This window comes from Sphingomonas faeni, from assembly GCF_040407505.1.
GTDB classification, from domain to species: domain Bacteria; phylum Pseudomonadota; class Alphaproteobacteria; order Sphingomonadales; family Sphingomonadaceae; genus Sphingomonas; species Sphingomonas faeni_E.
The window spans coordinates 754,475-771,071 of sequence record NZ_JAPZPQ010000002.1 but is presented as its reverse complement, the minus strand read 5'-3'; the positions used below and the strand labels follow the sequence as shown (position 1 = coordinate 771,071).

The following is a 16,597-nucleotide window of genomic DNA, read 5'->3' as shown; positions in this document are numbered from 1 at the left end:
GGCGCACCATAGGAACCGGCTATCGTCCAGGCAAGCAATCGCGTAGAGGCGTGGCATCATGAGCCCAATCGACAAGCCGCCGCTCGAACTGTTGATCGCAGCACCCCGAGGCTTTTGCGCAGGCGTCGACCGCGCGATCCGGATCGTCGAACTGGCGATCGAGAAACACGGGGCGCCGGTCTATGTTCGCCACGAGATCGTCCACAACAAGTTCGTCGTCGACACGCTGAAGGCGCAGGGCGCGATCTTCGTCGAGGAACTGGACGAGGTGCCCGATGGCGCCCCGGTCGTGTTCTCCGCGCACGGCGTGCCCAAGTCGGTGCCGCTCGACGCGCAGAATCGCGGGCTCGAATATCTCGACGCGACCTGTCCTCTGGTGTCGAAGGTGCACCGTCAGGCCGAGCGTCTGGTCGCGCAGGGGCGGCATATCGTGTTCATCGGCCATGCCGGGCACCCCGAGGTGATCGGTACGTTCGGGCAAGTGCCGGCGGGCGCGATGTCGCTGATCGAGACGGTCGAGGACGCCGAGGTGTTCATGCCGATCGATCATACCAACCTCGCCTTCCTGACGCAGACGACGCTGTCGGTCGACGACACCGCCGCCGTCGTGGCGACGTTGCAGCGCCGCTTCCCGCAGATGCTGCCGCCGCGCGGTGAGGACATCTGCTACGCCACCTCGAACCGCCAGACTGCGGTCAAGGCGATCGCGCACAGCGTCGACGCGGTGCTGGTGATCGGTGCGCCGAACTCGTCCAACTCGGTGCGGCTGGTCGAGGTTGCCGAGCGCGAGGGGACGCCGGCGATGCTGATCCAGCGCGCGAGCGAACTGGACTGGGACTTCCTCGCCGGCGTCGGCACGCTGGGGATTACGGCGGGAGCGTCGGCGCCCGAACTGCTGGTCCGCGAACTGGTCGACCGGCTGTCGGAGCGTTTCACGGTGTCGGAGCGCGAGGTCGAGACGAACCGCGAGACGATCGCGTTCAAGCTGCCACGCGGACTGGAGGCGGCCGCCTAGCATGGCGGTCTACACGCAGGTGTCCGCGGAGGCGCTGAGCGCGTTCCTTGCGCGGTACGATCGGGGCGAACTCCTGTCCGCCAAGGGCATTGCGGAGGGCGTGCAGAACAGCAACTACCTCGTCGAGACGACGGCGGATCGCTTCATCCTGACGCTGTACGAGGAACGGACGTCGACCGACGATCTGCCGTTCTTCCTCGACATGCTCGACCACCTCGCCGACGACGGCAACCCGGTCCCGCGCGCGCTGCCCGACCGCAACGGCACGGCGATCCAGCAGCTCGCGGGACGATCGGCATGCCTGATCGAGTTCCTGACCGGCGTATCAGTATCGCATCCAACCGCGGCGCAGGCGTTTGCGGCGGGTGCGGCGATGGGGCAGATGCACACGAGCCTCGCCGGGTTCGACCAGGTCCGCCCCAACCCGCTCGGTGCGGATACGTGGCGACCGTTCCTGGAGCGCTGCGGTCGCGACATTGACACGATCGAGCCGGGGCTGTTCGACCGGACGGAGGCGGCGTTGACGGCGGTCCTGGCGGAATGGCCGCGCGACCTGCCGATGGCGGCGATCCATTCGGACCTGTTCCCCGACAACGTGCTGATGCTCGGCGACCGCGTGACCGGGGTGATCGACTTCTATTTCGCCTGCACCGACATCCGCGCCTATGATATGGCGGTGATGCACACGTCCTGGGCGTTCGACGCCAATGGCGAGAATTACGACCCGGCGATCGGCAAGGCGCTGATCGACGGCTATGCCAGCCGCTTCCCGCTGTCCGATGCGGAGCGCGCTGCGTTGCCGATTCTGGCGCGGGGGGCATGCCTGCGGTTCCTGCTGACGCGCGCGTGGGACTGGCTGAACACGCCGGCGGATGCGCTGGTGACGCGCAAGGATCCGCTGGCGTACTGGCGGCGGTTCGAGGCGTATCGCAAGGACGATCTTTTCGCATGACTGACGAAGCTCCCGTTTCCATCACCAAGGTCGAGATCTTCACCGACGGCGCGTGCAAGGGCAATCCCGGGCCCGGCGGCTGGGGCGCGGTGATCCGCATGGGCGCGCACGAAAAGGAATTGTCGGGCGGCGAGACGCCGACGACCAACAACCGGATGGAGATGACCGCGGCGATCGAAGCGCTCAACGCGCTGACCCGGCCGTGCGCGGTGACGCTGTACACCGACAGCAAATACGTGATGGACGGCCTCACAAAATGGGTGAAGGGCTGGCAGCGCAACGGCTGGAAGACCGCCGACAAGAAGCCGGTGAAGAACGCCGAACTGTGGCACGCGCTGCTGGCCGCGGTCGCCCGGCACAAGATCGAGTGGCAGTGGGTCAAGGGCCATGCGGGCCACCCGGAGAACGAGCGCGCGGACAAGCTGGCGAGCGATGCCGCCGTCGCGGCCGGACGCAAGTAGACCTAGAACCGCCCGGGCGAATAGCGTGCGGCGTCGATCGCTGCGACCGCAGGGTCGGGACTGACGCCGAGCAACAGGCTGGCGGCGAGCAACGCAGCCGCGGGGGCGGTCTGGATACCGAAGCCCCCCTGCCCCGCGCACCAGAAGAAGCAGGGCACGTCGCGGTCAAAACCATAGATCGGCAGGCGATCGGGTGCGAACGTGCGCAGGCCCGCCCAGCGGCGCTCGACACCTGCGACTCGCCAGTCGACGACCTGCTCGAACCGGTCGATCGCGATCGCGACGTCGATCTCCTCGGGCGCGGCGTCGCACGGGTCCGTCGGCGTTTCGTCATGCGGGCTCAGCCACAGCCGACCGCCGGGCTCGGGCTTGAAATAGAAACGGCCGCCGAGATCGGCGACGTGCGGCATCCCGTCAGGCGCGCCGGGATCGGTGCGGAGTTGCACCATCGTCCGACGATAGGCCTGCAGGCCTAACGGGCGCACGCCGGCACGCGTTGCGACTGTATCCGCCCAGGCCCCGGCAGCGTTGACGATCGTCCGCGCCCGGAACGCGCCGGCCTTCGTCTCGATCGTCCATATCCCGTCGGCACGGGCCGCCCCCGCAAACGCCGCATCGGTGACGAAGACCGCACCCGCGCGCCGGGCGGTGGCAATGCTTTCGACGTGGAGCGCGGCGACGTCGATATAGGCACAGGTCGCTTCCTGTACGCCGAGCGTCCATTCGGAACGCAGTCCGGGCACGAAAGCAGCAGGATCGACTTGGTCCAGACGCACCTCGCTATCGGCAAACTCGGCGAGGAACGTGTCCATCGCCGCTTCGTCCTCCGCGCGGCCTATGTGCAGCGAACCAAGCGGCGCGAGATGGCCGGCCGCACGCAGCAACGGGCCGGATGCCGTGGTCAGCGGCTGGATAGCTGGCCCTCCGTAAGTTTCCGACCAAAAGGCCGCCGAGCGACCCGTCGCGTGATAGCCTGGCGCATCCTCCGCTTCGAGAACGAGCACACGTGCCTGCGACCCGATAGCCGCGGCAAGGCTTGCACCCGCCATCCCCGCGCCGACGATCGCGATGTCGTACACACGCGTCATCGTCCGCCTCCGCACGCCGCCAGAAACGAATCGATCGCCGACAGCGCGCGGTTTCGTACCTCGTCGGCTTCACGCAGGATCTCATGCGCGGACTCGGGACCGAAGCGCACGACCTGCGCATTAGGCAGCCGCGCCGCGAGCCGGAGCGCAGCGCGCGGATCGACCAGCTTGTCGGCCTCCGCGATCAGCATCAGCACGGGTGTATCGATGGACTCGACTCGTGGATCGGCGACGAGCGCCGCTGCGCCCGCAAACCCCTCTGCAAGCCATGCCCAGCTCGGTGGCCCCAGCACGAGTTCGGGATGCTCCGTCTGCCACCATCCCTCGTCGCTGTAGCGATCGGCGTCATGCGTCAGCAGCGACTGGCGCGAGGCGACCGATCCCGGCCGCTCGTTGCTGCGCCATGCCGCGCGCGCGGGGTCACCGCGACCGGCAATCCACCGCGCAATCGTTGCGCTGAACGCCGCCCCGAACGGCGCTTTCAAACCGATCATCGGCGCGACCAGGATCGCCGCATCGGGCTGGATCGTGCGATCGGCAAGCGCACGCATCACCATCATCCCGCCCATCGAATGGCCGAGTATCACGCGCGGCAGGTCCCCGATTGCCTCCTCCCCGATCCAATCCGACCAGAACGCCGTGAGGTCGGCATCGAAGACGCGATAGTCGCTCGCGTGGCCGACATGCGGATCGCTCGACAAGCGCCCGGAACCGCCCTGCCCGCGCCAGTCGAATGCGGTCACCGACCAGCCCTGCGCATGCAGGTGCGCGAACGTCTCGAGATACTTCTCGACGATATCGCCACGCCCGGTCTGGAACAGAATCCGCCCTCGTGGCGCCTGCGCAGGCCAATCGAATCGGCGCAACTTCCAGCCGTCGGGCGCAGTCCAATAGCCGATGCGCGCCTCGTCCGGAATCGTCCGACGCACCGCCGCCGGATCGCTCGTCATGCGCAAACCCGTGCCACCATTCGAAATTCTCCAGGGACGGTTACTTTTTCGAAAGCCATGTCCGTTAGGACCTAGCCGATGGGGTGGAACATTGCTCTTCCAATTTTGATCTTCCTGCTCGGGGTACTCCTGGTCTCCGCGGGTATCGAGGACGCACGAACGCGTGAAATCGCAAACTGGAAGACCGCGACTGTCGCCCTGCTTGCGCCGGTCTGGTGGTATGCGAACGCCCTCGATCCGTGGCCCGGCATGGCGCTTCAGATCGGCGTGGCGCTCGTCGTCTTCGCGTTGTTCCTACTGGCCTTCCATTTCGGGATGATGGGTGGCGGCGATGTGAAGCTGATCGTCGCGCTCGCGTTGTGGCTGCCGTTTGCCGCGTTCCTGTCGATGCTGATGGTGATGTCGATCGCAGGCGGCCTCGTTACGCTCGTCATGATGATCGAGCATCACGCTAAGAAAAACTTGGGCCAGATCGAGGTCCCCTACGGCGTAGCAATAGCAATCGCCGGCCTTCTCGCGCTGCGCGAACCACTCCTTAACCAGTTTCAGTGATGATTAACGGCGAAATACATTCGCGGCGCCTGAAAGGCACGATCTAGTCATGGATACACGCAAGGTCATTTTGCTGGCGGGCGCGCTTATAGTCGCGGCTATTACAGCGTTCTTTGCCAGAACACTGATCGCCGGCAGTTCGGCGCCACAGGCTGGCGCCGTTGTTATTGCAGCGCCGGTTGTCGATGGTCCCGAAGTGCTGGTCGCGACTCGCTCGCTGCCGGTCGGCACGATCCTCGACGCGACCGCGCTGAAGTTCCAGCCCTGGCCGAAGGAGCTGGTCGACAACGCCTATTACCTCCGCGACAAGACCGACTTGAAATCGCTTCAGGGCACGGTGGTGCGCAGCATCATCACCGCCGGACAGCCGGTGACTCAGGGCGCGCTGGTGAAGCCCGGCGATCGCGGGTTCCTGGCTGCCGCGCTCGGCCCCGGCATGCGCGCGGTCACCGTTCCCGTTTCGGCGCAGGCCGCAGTCGCGGGCTTCGTGTTTCCCGGCGACCGGATTGACCTGGTCCTGACGCAGGAGGTCAAGGGCGGTGGCGACGGCGAACCGCTCAAGGTTTCGGAAACGATCTTGCGCAATATGCGCGTGCTCGCGACCGATCAGCGAACCGACAATCTGGTCGGTGCTGACGGCAAGACCGAGGTCAAGACGTTCTCGAACGTGACGATCGAGGCGACGCCGAAGATGGCCGAACAGGTTGCCCTCGCACAGACGGTCGGCTCGCTGTCGCTGTCGCTGCGCTCGATCGCGGACAATTCCGCCGAACTCGAGGAGGCGATCGCGTCGGGCGCGGTCAAGGTACCCGACGGCACCGATCCGAAGGCGGAGAAGGCGATGCTGATCCGCGTCGCCAGCCAGCCGATCTCCGGCGGATCCAGCTATCAGACCGGCGCCGACATTTCGCGGTATCAGCGCAGCACGGTGCCCGGCAGACCACCGGAAAGCGGCGGCGACAATCGTTCGGTGCAGGCCATGAACAGCCCGCAGTCCGGCGGCGGCGGTGCCGTCGTGATGCAGGGCCCGGCTGTCCGGATCGCCCGCGGCAACGCAGTGACCGTCGTTCCGGTCGGGGGGAAGAATTAAGATGCGTATCTCGATGACGCGCCGCACGCCCCGTCTCGGCTGGCCGCTCGCGGTGGCACTGGTGGCTGCCACGGCTGCGCCTTCCGTCCCTGCACTCGCCCAGCGTGGACAAGCCAAGGTGCAAGTCGCCCAATCTGGACTGCCCGTAGTGCAGGTCAACACGGGTCGCGGACGTCTCGTGACGCTGGCGCGACCGATGAGCGACCTGTTCGTCGCCGACGACACCATCGCCGACGTTCAGGTCCGTTCGCCGACCCAGCTCTACATCTTCGGCAAAAAGACCGGCGAGACGACGATTTCGGCAACCGCGCAGGGTGGCGCGGTCGTCTATGCGTCGACGATCCGGGTCGGCAACAACCTCGATTCGGTACAGCAGATGCTCGGGCTGGCGATGCCCGAAGCGCAGGTCGTCGCGACGCCGATGAACGGGTTGATCCTGCTCACCGGCACGGTTGCCGCACCCGAGGATGCGGCCGAAGCCGAGCGGCTGGTGCAGGCGTTCGTCGGCGACACGACGAAGGTCCTGTCGCGGCTGAAGACGGCGACTCCCCTGCAGGTGAACCTGCAGGTGCGTATTGCAGAAGTCAGCCGTTCGTTCGTGAAGAACATCGGGGTGAACATTCAGTCGTTCGATGGGACTGGCGGCTTCAAGTTCGGTTTGGGGCAAGGACGCGATGCCTCGCTGTATTCGCCTCGCGGTGGAATGTTCGTCGGGGGTGCGACACCGTCGGAAGGCAGCACTGGCGTAACCAAGGCCGCGATCGGTTCCACGTTCGGGCTCGCCGGCAAGTTGCTCGGCGTCGACCTGCTCGGCGCTATCGATCTTGGCGAAACGCTCGGCCAGGTGACGACGCTTGCCAACCCGAACCTGACCGCGCTCTCGGGCGAAACCGGCACGTTCCTAGCGGGCGGCGAAGTTCCCATTCCGCTGGCGCAGGCGCTCGGCACGATCTCGGTCGAGTACAAGCAATACGGCATCAGCCTCGCCTATACGCCGACGGTGTTGTCCGACGGTCGCATCTCGCTCCGGGTACGGCCGGAAGTCTCGCAGCTCGACTACAACAACGGCGTCACGCTCAGCGGCACGCGCGTACCCGGCATCACGACCCGTCGCACCGAAACGACGGTCGAACTCGGTTCAGGCCAGAGCATGATGATCAGCGGCCTGCTCTCGAACAGCCACAACAACAGCTACGACAAGACGCCGGGTCTCTCGAACCTGCCGATCATCGGCGCGCTGTTCCGCTCGAACGCGTTCCAGCGTAACGAGACCGAACTGGTGATCGTAATCACGCCGTATCTCGTCAAACCGGTCAACAACGCCAGCGACATCGCGCTACCGACCGACGGTGCGCGCGCGCCAAGCGATATCGACCGGGTGCTGCTGGGAACGCTGAGCGCCAGTGGCGGCGGCAAGCGACCGGTTCCGACCGTGGCGCGACCGTCCTATGTTCCGCCCTCGATCGGTGCTGCTGCCCCGGCGATGCCCGTGCCACGCAGCGACGCGCGCCGCAGCGAAGAGTCCACGGCCCCGGTATCCGCCGCCGGAAAAGCCAAGGGGAAGACGGCTGCCGTGCCCGCGCCGGGGTTCTCGAATTGAGCCGGCATTCCCTTCGCCGCTCGCGATCCACGCACCAAGGATATCCGATGATCACCAAATCGATCCTGCTCGCGTCCTTGGTCCCCGCGCTGTTGCTCGGCGGCTGTATGGGAACCGAGAACCGCGGTCTTGAATCAGTCCATCAGCCGGTCGTCAGCCGATCCGACTATGCGCTCGATCTGGGCGTATCCGGCGGTGCGCTGGCGCCGGGCGAGCGGCAGCGTCTCTCCGGCTGGATGAACGCGATGCGGCTAAGCTACGGCGACCGGGTCTCGATCGATGATCCGGCCGGGGACGGACCCACCGCGCGCGACGACATCGCGGCGGTGATCGGAGGATATGGCCTGCTGCTGAGCGACGATGCGCCGGTCACGCCTGCCGCAATCACGCCGGGCTCGATCCGCGTCATCGTCAGTCGGATGCGCGCGAGCGTGCCCCGCTGCCCGGACTGGTCGCGCGACGCCACCAACGAGTTCGAATCGAACACATCTTCCGACTATGGGTGCGCGATCAACAGCAACCTCGCGGCGATGATCGCCAATCCGGCGGATCTGGTTCGCGGCGCGGCGCGCACCGAAACCACCGATGCCGCCGTGTCGTACAAGGCGATCGACACCTATCGCAAGAAACCGCCGACCGGGACGGCCGAACTTGTCGCAGCCCCGACGGGAGCAAAACAGTGAACGCACCCTGGAAGCCCGCTGGTACCGCGCATCGCGATCCCTTCATGGCGTATGTCTGCGACGAGGCCACCGCGGAGGCGTTGCGCCCGATCGCGACCGAACTCGGCTGGTCGGTCGACAAGATCCACAAGGGTGGGCTGCGCAACGCGATCCAGTCGCTGTCGGTCTCTGCATCGCCGCAGATCCTGTTCGTCGATCTCGCCGAGTCGGGCGATCCGCTGAACGACATCCACGCACTCGCCGAAGTCTGCGAGCCCGGCACCGTCGTGATCGCGGCGGGCCAGGTCAACGACGTCCGCCTGTACCGCGACCTGGTCGCCAGCGGGATTCAGGATTACCTGCTCAAGCCGCTTCATCCCGACATGGTGCGCGAGGCGTTCGTCCATGCGCAGATGATGCTCAATGCGCCGAAGCCCGTCGACCTGTCGCCCGAGCGCCCGCATTGCTCGGTCGGAGTCGTCGGCACGCGCGGCGGGGTCGGCGCCTCGACGATCGCGACTTCGATCGCGTGGCTGCTCGCCGACAAGGAAAAGCGTTCTACCGCCCTGCTCGATCTCGACGTGCATTTCGGCACGGGCGCGCTCAGCCTCGATCTCGAGCCCGGCCGCGGCCTGACCGACGCGATCGAGAACCCGAGCCGAATCGATGGACTGTTCATCGAACGCGCGATGGTCAAGGCTACGGAGAACTTGTCGGTGCTCAGCGCCGAAGCCCCGATCAGCACGCCCGTGATCACCGATGGCTCCGCTTTTCACCAGTTGCAGGAAGAGATGCGCACGGCATTCGAATGCACCGTCGTCGATCTGCCGCGGGCGATGATGATCCAGCATCCGCATCTGATCAGCGACGTGAAGCTTGCGGTGATCGTCACCGACCTGACGCTGGCGGCGGCGCGTGATACGATCCGTATCCTGTCGTGGCTAAAGACGAACGCGCCGCAAATCGAGCTGTTCGTGGTCGCTAACCGCGTGCACACCGGCGGCAATCTCGAAATCAGCCGCAAGGATTTCGAAGGCTCGATCGAGCGCAAGATCGATTACCTCGTATCGTTCGACCAGAAGCTCGCTGCGCAGGCGGCAAAGCTCGGCAAGCCGATTGTTGAAGTCGGCAAGACCAGCAAGACGATCCAGCCGATCGTCGCGCTCGCCAGCGCGCTGTCCGCTGCGGTGGCGGACTGCGGTACCGACGGCGCAAAGGCATCGCGGGGCGGATCGCTGATGGGCAAGTTCGGTGAACTCCGGGGACTGATGACGAAGCGCGCGTCGAAGCCGGGAAAGGCGAAATGACGGTACGCGTTCGAACGCATGCACGAGCGAATGCCGCCTCGCTGTGCGCGGAATGCGGTCGCCGATGACCGACATGGCATCGCTCCTGATCGTTGTGATCGGCGCCAGCGTCGTGCTCGGCATGATCGTGTTCGCCTTTGCCGGGCCCTCGGCGAACCGCTCACAATCCCGTCGGCTCGGATCCGTACGCGACCGTCACGCCGACGCTATCTCGGCGGCCGACGCGCATATGCGCGGCATTTCGAACGTGCGCGATACCAAGATGGATCTGGCGTTCGGTCGCATCCTGCCAAACCCGGTACAGCTCGCCAAGCGACTCGCGATGACGGGGAAGGACTGGACGGTCGGCCAATACGGCATGGCGACCGCGGGGATCGCGTTGGTCGTCGCGGTGCTTATGCTGTTCAAGGGGATGCCGATCCTGCTGGCGTTGCTGTTCGGCCTGTTTGTCGGGATCGGCTTGCCGCATCTGGTTGTGGGCAAGACGATCAACCGGCGCATCGGCAAGTTCACCGCGAAGTTTCCCGACGCGATCGAACTGCTCGTCCGGGGCTTGCGCTCCGGCCTGCCGATCAGCGAGACGATCGGCGTCGTCGGCCACGAGCTCGACGGCCCGGTTGGCGAGGAATTCCGCTCGGTCAGTGACAAGATGAAGATCGGCCGGACGATGGACGCCGCGCTCCAGGAGACTGCGGACCGGCTCGGCACGCCCGAATTCCAGTTCTTTGTCATCACCATCGCGATCCAGCGCGAGACCGGTGGCAACCTTGCGGAGACCTTGGCCAATCTCGCCAACGTACTCCGCATGCGCGGCCAGATGAAACTCAAGATCAAGGCGATGTCGTCGGAATCGAAGGCGTCGGCGTACATCATCGGCGCTCTGCCGTTCATCGTGTTCGCGCTGATCTGGTTCATCAATGGCACCTACATGCAGCGGTTCTTCGTCGACGAGCGGCTGATGGCGATCGGCATGGGCGGCATGGTGTGGATGGCGATCGGCGCCTTCATCATGGCCAAGATGATCAACTTCGAGATCTGAGGGACTGACGATGGGCGAGACCGCCGGACCTACCCTGCTCGGGGTTGACGTACTCTGGGTCGCGACGATCCTGTCGGGGGTCGCCGCGTTTGCCGTAATGATCGCGATCTATGCGGTGACCACGGTGCGCGATCCGATGGCGAAGCGCGTCAAGGCGCTCAACGACCGGCGCGAACAGTTGAAGGCCGGCATCACCGCGTCGACCAAGCGCCGCGCGAAACTGGTCCAGCGCAACGACACCGCAGATCAGATGCGCGGCATCCTATCGTCGATGAAAATGCTGCAGGACAGCCAGGTCAAGGCGGTCCAAGTCAAGCTGATGCAGGCCGGTATCCGCTCGAAGGAATGGGCGCCCGCAGTGATCTTCGGCCGGCTGGTCCTGCCAATCGTGATCGGCGGGGCGATGCTCTACTGGGTCTATGGCACCGACGGTTTCGCGACCTGGGGTCCGCTCAAGAAATACGGGCTCGTCGCGATGAGCTTCATCCTGAGCTACAAGGCGCCGGACCTGTATCTCGACAACAAGATCAAGAAGCGCTCGGATGCGATCCGCAAGGGCCTTCCCGATGCGCTCGACCTGCTCGTGATCTGCGCCGAGGCTGGCCTGACCGTCGATGCCGCGTTCCACCGCGTCGCGCGCGAACTCGGCCGCGCCTATCCCGAACTGGGCGAGGAATTCACCCTGACCGCGATCGAGCTGGGCTTCCTGACCGACCGCCGCAGCGCCTTCGAGAACTTCGCGTTGCGCGTGAAGCTCGACGCGGTGAAGGGCGTCGTCACGACGATGATCCAGACCGAGAAATACGGCACGCCGCTCGCCTCCGCGCTTCGCGTCCTGTCGGGCGAGTTCCGCAACGAACGCATGATGCGCGCCGAGGAAAAGGCGGCCCGGCTGCCCGCGATCATGACCGTGCCGCTGATCATGTTCATCCTGCCGGTATTGTTCGTCGTCATTCTCGGCCCGGCCGCCTGCTCGATCTCCGATGCGCTGCTCAAGGGGTAAGGCAACCGCAACGCAACCGGATCGTTGAGCCCCCGTAACAGGAGGGTTTTTGAGATGCCGTTGTTTTCCACGCCTACGCAATTCGCCGCGCTTGCGCTGATCTTCGTCGCCGGCTGGCTGTTCGGATTGGCGAGCCACCCCGGCGGCAAGAAGTGGAAGGCGCGCTATCACGCCGAACGTGACGCGCACGCGGTCGCTAAGAAGGACGCCGACATCCGCGCCGCCGCCGCCGAAAAGCGTGCGGTCGAGGCCGAGCATGAGAATGCGCGCCTCGTAAAGGCTACGCCGGTGGCGCCGGTCGCCCCCGTGACGACGACCCGTGCGCCGGTCGAGGACCGCTCGATCTTCGTGTCGCCCGACACGCGTCCAGTAGCCGCGTCGTCGGCACGCCCGGCCTACAATACTGACGGTACCAAGCGCGGCTGGTTCGACTTCGACCGTCGCTAACCGCCAAGGGCGGCCCGCTCCCATCGAGCGGGCCGCCTCATCGATGCCTATTGATAATGTGCGACGTTCTCGAACCCGGTATTCGTCTTCGCCATCTTGACCAGCTTTCTGGCGTAGGACCGCACGTGTCGGTCGAAGCGCGTATCGTTGTAGACGCCGCGCCAGATATATTCGTCGCGGTCGAGTAATGCGGCAAGTGCTGCGCCGAAAGCGGCCTGGCTATCCGCCACGCCCTTCCGGCTCATCAGCGCACAGACCATCTCCTCGGCCGATGCCTTGTCGCAGTCGTCCTGCAGTTCACGGCCACCGCGCTCGGCGACGACCTGCTCGGAGCGTGCGGCAATCCCCCGTGCGTCCAGCCATTTGCGGACCGCGTCGCCGTCCCAGTCCTTTTTGTCCGCCAACGCTCGATCTCCGTTTCGCGCGCTAGCCGGTGGAGCGCGCCTGCCAGCGCCGATATCCGATCACGGCCAGCACGACCATCGCCGCGTACAGGCCGGCAGTGAGCATGAGCCCCTTATATGCGAACATCCCGACATACAGGACGTCGACCGCGATCCACAGCAGCCAGTTCGCTGCATGACGTCGCGCGACCCAATATTGCGCGACCAGACTGAAGCTGCTGAGCGTCGCGTCGGCCCATGGCAATGCCGCGTCGGTGTAACGGCTCATGAACCAGCCGATCACGAACGCCCCGACCGCGCCCGCGCCGAGACCGGCGAGCGCACGCGATGGCCGCAACGGTTCGACGACGACATCGCCGCTATCGTCCTTGCCGCGCACCCAGGCAAGCCAGCCATAGACGATCGCAATCGCGAACAACGCCTGGAGCACCATGTCCGCGTACAACCGCACGTCGAGGAACAGCTTGAAGTAGAGCGCACAGGCGACGAAATTGACCGGCCAGCACAGCATGTTGCGCTTCGCGGTCAGCCATATCCCAGCAAAACCGACGACGACCGCGATGATCTCGAGCGGCGTCATGACTGAGCGATCCGACGCAGGAAGTCCTGGCCCGGAGGCGAGAAGAACCACGCCGCATGGTCGATCAGATAATCATCCCAAGCCATGGCGGCGGACGCGGTGTCCGCCACGACGGCGGTGAAATAATCGGCCTCCGACAGCGCGAATTCGACATGGACCAGCGGCAACAGCGACACGATCGCGGCGATCTCCTCATGGCTCAGCGGTAAGACTTCGGCATAGCCCGCCATCAGCGCCAGCGCCGTCTCGGGATCGGCGATCGCATCGTCAGCCCCCTGCCCCAGATCCAGCCACCGCACCGCCGTCCGCTCGATCGCCGTCGCGATGTCGTGAACGGCGTTCGTGCGATCCGCCAACCCGAAGTCGAACACGGTCCGCACCGCGCCCGCTCGCGTCCAGAGAAGGTTAGAAGGATGCCAGTCGTTGTGCGTCCACAACGGCGTCTGTTTAGCGAGAAGCGACGACAGGTCGCTATTGGCCTGCTCGAACAATCGCGCGAGTTGCGCCTGCCACGGCCGGTCCGCGAGGAACGCGGCCAGCGCAGGGCGGGAGGCGACATACGCGCGCGCCGCGATCAGCGGATCGGCGGCAGGGAGTATCGTGAAACTCGAAACCAAGGGTTGTCGTCGTCGCGCTGGCGCATCGAACCCGCGCGCCGCGACGTGCAGTTCCGCCAGCGCCATGCCGGCGGCATGGGCATGGTCGAGCGATAGGAACGGCGTCCACGACAGCCGGTCGCGATACAGATCCTCCCCCGGCGCCTGGCGGTGCAGTTCGTACGACCACGGACCGATCGCGACGGCGCTCGCCCCTTGTGCGGTCGCCATCACTTCGGGCACCGACACGCCCGCACCCGCGAGATGCACGATGAACGCGTGTTCCTCGGCAAGCCCTTCGACCGTGCGGACTCGTTGATGGTGGCGCTTCAACAGGAACGCGCCGTTCGTCGTGTGCACCAGCGTCGCGGCGGAGAAGGGGCGCGGGGAATGCCAGTGTAGCCCGGTCATCCGCCCCGCCGCCGGAACATGCGCCAGCACCGCATCGGCCTCGTCCGCAGCGATGGCGGGCCAAGTCGGCGCCTCCAGTGTCGTGCCCATGCCGTGGACGAGATGCTTCAGCTGCGACGCCACGTCAGAACGCCCGCGAGATCGTCGCCATGACCGCCGCGCCGCTGCCGATATAATAAGCGGGCGGCGCGCCGGCGATGACCGTGCCGTTACGGCCGAGCGTGTCTCGCGCGTTGGTGCTGACCGACTGCACGCCGGCGAGGACATGCGGATCGGTGACATTGATCGCGTTGACGCGCAGGTCGGTTCGCTTGCCGTCGAGCCAGTCGGCGAGGTGCATGCCGACCGACAGGTCGAGCGTCGCATAGCCCTTGATGCGCTCGTCGTTCATGAAGCTCGCATATTGCCGGCCGATATATTTCGACGCGACGCTGCCGAAGAAACGCCCGTCGTCGTAGATCCCGCCTGCGCCGAACTGGACGGTGGGGCTGGATACCGCGTCCTTGCCCCTGGTCGGCAGGAAGTCCGCGCCGACCGGCAAGTCGTCGTCGATCCGCGCGTGCAGGTATTCGCCCGAGAGGTACAGGCTGACACCCGCGACCGGGCGGTAGTCGATCTCCGCATCGACACCGTACGAGGTCTGCCCGCCGGCGTTGAGCGTCGCGTTGACCTGCGCGCCGCCCTGGTCGAGCACGGTCGCGAGCTGGCGGTTGCGGAACTTGTAGTGGAAGCCGGTCACCGACGCGGAGAGCTGTTCACCGATGAAGCGGTAGCCGATCTCCTGCGACACCGAATATTCGTTCTTGAGCGCGTTCGTCCCCTGCACGACCACTTCGCCGCCGTAATAGCTGTTGTAGAGCGTGAACTCGTTCGGCGTGCGGAAGTTGGTGGTGATGTTGGCGAACAGCTGCTGGCGATCGTCGATCCGGTAGTGGATCGCGGCACGCGGCAAGGCGGCAAAGCTGTCGTTGCGCACCTTGTCCTGCGGTCCGGGCAGGTAATTGTGGCCATTGCGCAGGACGTTGACGCCCTTGAACCCGGCATCGATCGTCAGCCGCGGCGTCAGCGCGATGCTGTCGGCGACGAAGAAGCCCTTTGTCACGGTGACGGTGCGCTGGTTCTCATAGGCGAGCAGGCGGCCATCGGCGGTGCGGATCGCCTTCGAACGATAGCCCCAGCGGTCGAACGACTGCCCATCGGCGTCTATCGAGGTGTAGGACTGCGTGACGCGGTCGGTGCCGTAGTCGAACCAGAGCCCCGCCGTGAGCGTGTGGACGCCAGTCTTGAAGGTGAGCTTGCTGACGTTGCCGGTCCGCATCTGGTCGCCGGTGTAATTGCCAAGCACGGTCGCGACGCCGTCGACCGCACCGGGCAGCGCAATCGGCTGTGCCAGTTCCTCAGTGCCGAGGAAATTCCCTTCCGTGGTCAGCTGCGTCCCGTAGGGCGAGTTGCCGTAGCCGAACTGGAGATAGGTGGTGGTGTCGAGCGCCAGCCGATCGGTCAGCACTAGGTGCACCGGCGCGGAGGCGTAGAGATTGCGGAACGGCGCGCGGTACAGGCGCCAATAGTTAGTGTTCCCCGCCATGTAGCGCTTGTCGTAGTTGAAGTCGCGGCCCTGCGCGTTCCATTCGGCGAGCGTCGGACTCGGATAGCTCGACGAGTTCGCATCGTTGTACGACAACGCAAGGCTGGCGCGGTTGCCGGCGCCCCATTCGTTGAGCAGCTTGGCGTCGATATGCTGGCGCGTGTCGAAACCGGCACCTCGCCAATTGTCGGCGCGAGTGTTCGAATAGGACAGGAACGCCTTCAGCCCGGTGTTGCCGATCGTCCCGCTATCGACGCGGAAGAACCCACGCCGCGCCGCGTAGCTACCAAGCGACAGGTCGACGAGTGCACCGGGGCGAGCCTTGGGATCGTCGAGCGCCAGCGACAACAGCCCGCCCGCGCCGCCGAGCGTGGGTGAGTCGATATCAACCGAGCCCTGCGCGAGCGAGATACGCTTCAAATTCTCCGGGTCGGCGAACTGCGACGGATAGGCGTAGTAATAGCCGATGTCGTTCTGCGGCGCGCCTTCCATCAGCACGCCGATCTCGTCCTGGCCGAGACCGCGCAACGTGAGGCTCGAACTCGTCGACAGGCCGTACGGGTCGCTCGACGCGACGTTCGCGCCGGGCAGCAGCGTCACCAACTGAAACGCGTTGAGCGTGGGCGCCTGCTTGACGATGAAGTCGGCGGAGATCGCACTCTGCGCGCGCGGTACCTTCTGGTCCGGGAGCAAACCTGCCGGGTCCTGCTTGCCGACCACACGAATTTCCGTGGGTTCGACCGGCTCGGACACGACCTGCGCGCTTGCAGAGGATGCAGCAAGGCTCGCCGAAAGGGTCAGCGCTACCCGGAAAGCAGGGCGACCACGCGCTATAAACGGGCGCGTCACAACGAA

17 protein-coding genes are annotated in these 16,597 nt (G+C 65.6%); 11 read left to right on the top strand and 6 right to left on the bottom strand.

The annotated features are described in order from the left end of the window. Positions 1 to 58: 58 nt before the first annotated feature. The 3 genes from ispH to rnhA are packed head-to-tail and all read left to right on the top strand — an operon-like array spanning position 59 to position 2,428. Positions 59 to 1,015: a 4-hydroxy-3-methylbut-2-enyl diphosphate reductase gene (ispH, locus tag O6X71_RS10110; protein WP_056064973.1), complete on the top strand. Its 957-nt coding sequence runs from the start codon at positions 59 to 61 to the stop codon at positions 1,013 to 1,015. A 1-nt stretch (position 1,016) separates the two neighbouring features. Next, a complete protein-coding gene (gene thrB / locus O6X71_RS10105; RefSeq protein ID WP_353465732.1) occupies positions 1,017 to 1,967 on the top strand; it encodes a homoserine kinase in 951 nt (316 codons plus the stop codon). Next, positions 1,964 to 2,428: a ribonuclease HI gene (rnhA, locus tag O6X71_RS10100; RefSeq protein ID WP_056064977.1), complete on the top strand. Its 465-nt coding sequence runs from the start codon at positions 1,964 to 1,966 to the stop codon at positions 2,426 to 2,428. The genes thrB and rnhA overlap by 4 nt, the downstream gene beginning before the upstream one ends. 2 nt (positions 2,429 to 2,430) lie before the next feature. On the opposite strand, the gene O6X71_RS10095 is transcribed toward rnhA, so the two are convergent. Both O6X71_RS10095 and O6X71_RS10090 read right to left on the bottom strand, forming a co-directional pair. Next, positions 2,431 to 3,516 carry an NAD(P)/FAD-dependent oxidoreductase gene (locus O6X71_RS10095; protein ID WP_353465731.1) on the bottom strand — a complete coding sequence of 362 codons (1,086 nt, stop codon included), beginning with the start codon at positions 3,514 to 3,516 and terminating at the stop codon, positions 2,431 to 2,433. Then, on the bottom strand, positions 3,513 to 4,466 hold the full coding sequence (locus O6X71_RS10090; protein WP_353465730.1) for an alpha/beta hydrolase: 954 nt from the start codon (positions 4,464 to 4,466) through the stop codon (positions 3,513 to 3,515). The genes O6X71_RS10095 and O6X71_RS10090 overlap by 4 nt, the downstream gene beginning before the upstream one ends. A gap of 78 nt (positions 4,467 to 4,544) precedes the next feature. Here O6X71_RS10090 and O6X71_RS10085 point away from each other — a divergent pair, with 78 nt between their 5' ends. The 8 genes from O6X71_RS10085 (at position 4,545) to O6X71_RS10050 (ending at position 12,166) form a co-directional block, all read left to right on the top strand. After that, positions 4,545 to 5,018 carry an A24 family peptidase gene (locus O6X71_RS10085; RefSeq protein ID WP_353465729.1) on the top strand — a complete coding sequence of 158 codons (474 nt, stop codon included), beginning with the start codon at positions 4,545 to 4,547 and terminating at the stop codon, positions 5,016 to 5,018. A 49-nt stretch (positions 5,019 to 5,067) separates the two neighbouring features. Then, positions 5,068 to 6,108, top strand: a complete 1,041-nt coding sequence (cpaB, locus tag O6X71_RS10080; protein WP_353465728.1) for a Flp pilus assembly protein CpaB — start codon at positions 5,068 to 5,070, stop codon at positions 6,106 to 6,108. Between the two features lies 1 nt (position 6,109). Then, positions 6,110 to 7,708 carry a type II and III secretion system protein family protein gene (locus O6X71_RS10075; protein WP_353465727.1) on the top strand — a complete coding sequence of 533 codons (1,599 nt, stop codon included), beginning with the start codon at positions 6,110 to 6,112 and terminating at the stop codon, positions 7,706 to 7,708. Positions 7,709 to 7,755: 47 nt separating this feature from the next. Further along, entirely contained in the window at positions 7,756 to 8,391 is a 636-nt protein-coding gene (locus tag O6X71_RS10070; RefSeq protein ID WP_353465726.1) for a CpaD family pilus assembly protein, read from the top strand. Then, the gene (locus tag O6X71_RS10065; protein ID WP_353465725.1) at positions 8,388 to 9,677 is read left to right on the top strand and encodes an AAA family ATPase; all 1,290 of its coding nucleotides are present in this window, start codon (positions 8,388 to 8,390) and stop codon (positions 9,675 to 9,677) included. Before O6X71_RS10070 ends, O6X71_RS10065 begins: the two co-directional genes overlap by 4 nt. 64 nt (positions 9,678 to 9,741) lie before the next feature. Then, positions 9,742 to 10,716 (top strand): type II secretion system F family protein, encoded by a 975-nt coding sequence (locus tag O6X71_RS10060; RefSeq protein WP_435368465.1) that lies wholly within the window; start codon positions 9,742 to 9,744, stop codon positions 10,714 to 10,716. Between the two features lie 10 nt (positions 10,717 to 10,726). Then, entirely contained in the window at positions 10,727 to 11,719 is a 993-nt protein-coding gene (locus O6X71_RS10055; RefSeq protein ID WP_353465724.1) for a type II secretion system F family protein, read from the top strand. A gap of 54 nt (positions 11,720 to 11,773) precedes the next feature. Next, positions 11,774 to 12,166: a hypothetical protein gene (locus O6X71_RS10050; RefSeq protein ID WP_353465723.1), complete on the top strand. Its 393-nt coding sequence runs from the start codon at positions 11,774 to 11,776 to the stop codon at positions 12,164 to 12,166. A gap of 47 nt (positions 12,167 to 12,213) precedes the next feature. On the opposite strand, the gene O6X71_RS10045 is transcribed toward O6X71_RS10050, so the two are convergent. The 4 genes from O6X71_RS10045 to O6X71_RS10030 are packed head-to-tail and all read right to left on the bottom strand — an operon-like array spanning position 12,214 to position 16,591. Then, positions 12,214 to 12,570 carry a hypothetical protein gene (locus O6X71_RS10045; RefSeq protein WP_353465722.1) on the bottom strand — a complete coding sequence of 119 codons (357 nt, stop codon included), beginning with the start codon at positions 12,568 to 12,570 and terminating at the stop codon, positions 12,214 to 12,216. 22 nt (positions 12,571 to 12,592) lie between these two features. After that, positions 12,593 to 13,150: a nicotinamide riboside transporter PnuC gene (gene pnuC / locus O6X71_RS10040; protein WP_353465721.1), complete on the bottom strand. Its 558-nt coding sequence runs from the start codon at positions 13,148 to 13,150 to the stop codon at positions 12,593 to 12,595. After that, a complete protein-coding gene (locus tag O6X71_RS10035) occupies positions 13,147 to 14,280 on the bottom strand; it encodes a phosphotransferase enzyme family protein (RefSeq protein WP_353465720.1) in 1,134 nt (377 codons plus the stop codon). Before O6X71_RS10035 ends, pnuC begins: the two co-directional genes overlap by 4 nt. A gap of 1 nt (position 14,281) precedes the next feature. Next, positions 14,282 to 16,591, bottom strand: a complete 2,310-nt coding sequence (locus O6X71_RS10030) for a TonB-dependent receptor (protein WP_353465719.1) — start codon at positions 16,589 to 16,591, stop codon at positions 14,282 to 14,284. Between the last annotated feature and the right edge of the window lie 6 nt (positions 16,592 to 16,597).

Bases quoted from the DNA above. Each gene is read 5' to 3' on its own strand.
- ispH (WP_056064973.1), top strand. From the start codon at position 59: ATGAGCCCAATCGACAAGCCGCCGCTCGAACTGTTGATCGCAGCACCC.
- thrB (WP_353465732.1), top strand. From the start codon at position 1,017: ATGGCGGTCTACACGCAGGTGTCCGCGGAGGCGCTGAGCGCGTTCCTT.
- rnhA (WP_056064977.1), top strand. From the start codon at position 1,964: ATGACTGACGAAGCTCCCGTTTCCATCACCAAGGTCGAGATCTTCACC.
- O6X71_RS10095 (WP_353465731.1), bottom strand. From the start codon at position 3,516: ATGACGCGTGTGTACGACATCGCGATCGTCGGCGCGGGGATGGCGGGT.
- O6X71_RS10090 (WP_353465730.1), bottom strand. From the start codon at position 4,466: ATGACGAGCGATCCGGCGGCGGTGCGTCGGACGATTCCGGACGAGGCG.
- O6X71_RS10085 (WP_353465729.1), top strand. From the start codon at position 4,545: ATGGGGTGGAACATTGCTCTTCCAATTTTGATCTTCCTGCTCGGGGTA.
- cpaB (WP_353465728.1), top strand. From the start codon at position 5,068: ATGGATACACGCAAGGTCATTTTGCTGGCGGGCGCGCTTATAGTCGCG.
- O6X71_RS10075 (WP_353465727.1), top strand. From the start codon at position 6,110: ATGCGTATCTCGATGACGCGCCGCACGCCCCGTCTCGGCTGGCCGCTC.
- O6X71_RS10070 (WP_353465726.1), top strand. From the start codon at position 7,756: ATGATCACCAAATCGATCCTGCTCGCGTCCTTGGTCCCCGCGCTGTTG.
- O6X71_RS10060 (WP_435368465.1), top strand. From the start codon at position 9,742: ATGACCGACATGGCATCGCTCCTGATCGTTGTGATCGGCGCCAGCGTC.
- O6X71_RS10055 (WP_353465724.1), top strand. From the start codon at position 10,727: ATGGGCGAGACCGCCGGACCTACCCTGCTCGGGGTTGACGTACTCTGG.
- O6X71_RS10050 (WP_353465723.1), top strand. From the start codon at position 11,774: ATGCCGTTGTTTTCCACGCCTACGCAATTCGCCGCGCTTGCGCTGATC.
- pnuC (WP_353465721.1), bottom strand. From the start codon at position 13,150: ATGACGCCGCTCGAGATCATCGCGGTCGTCGTCGGTTTTGCTGGGATA.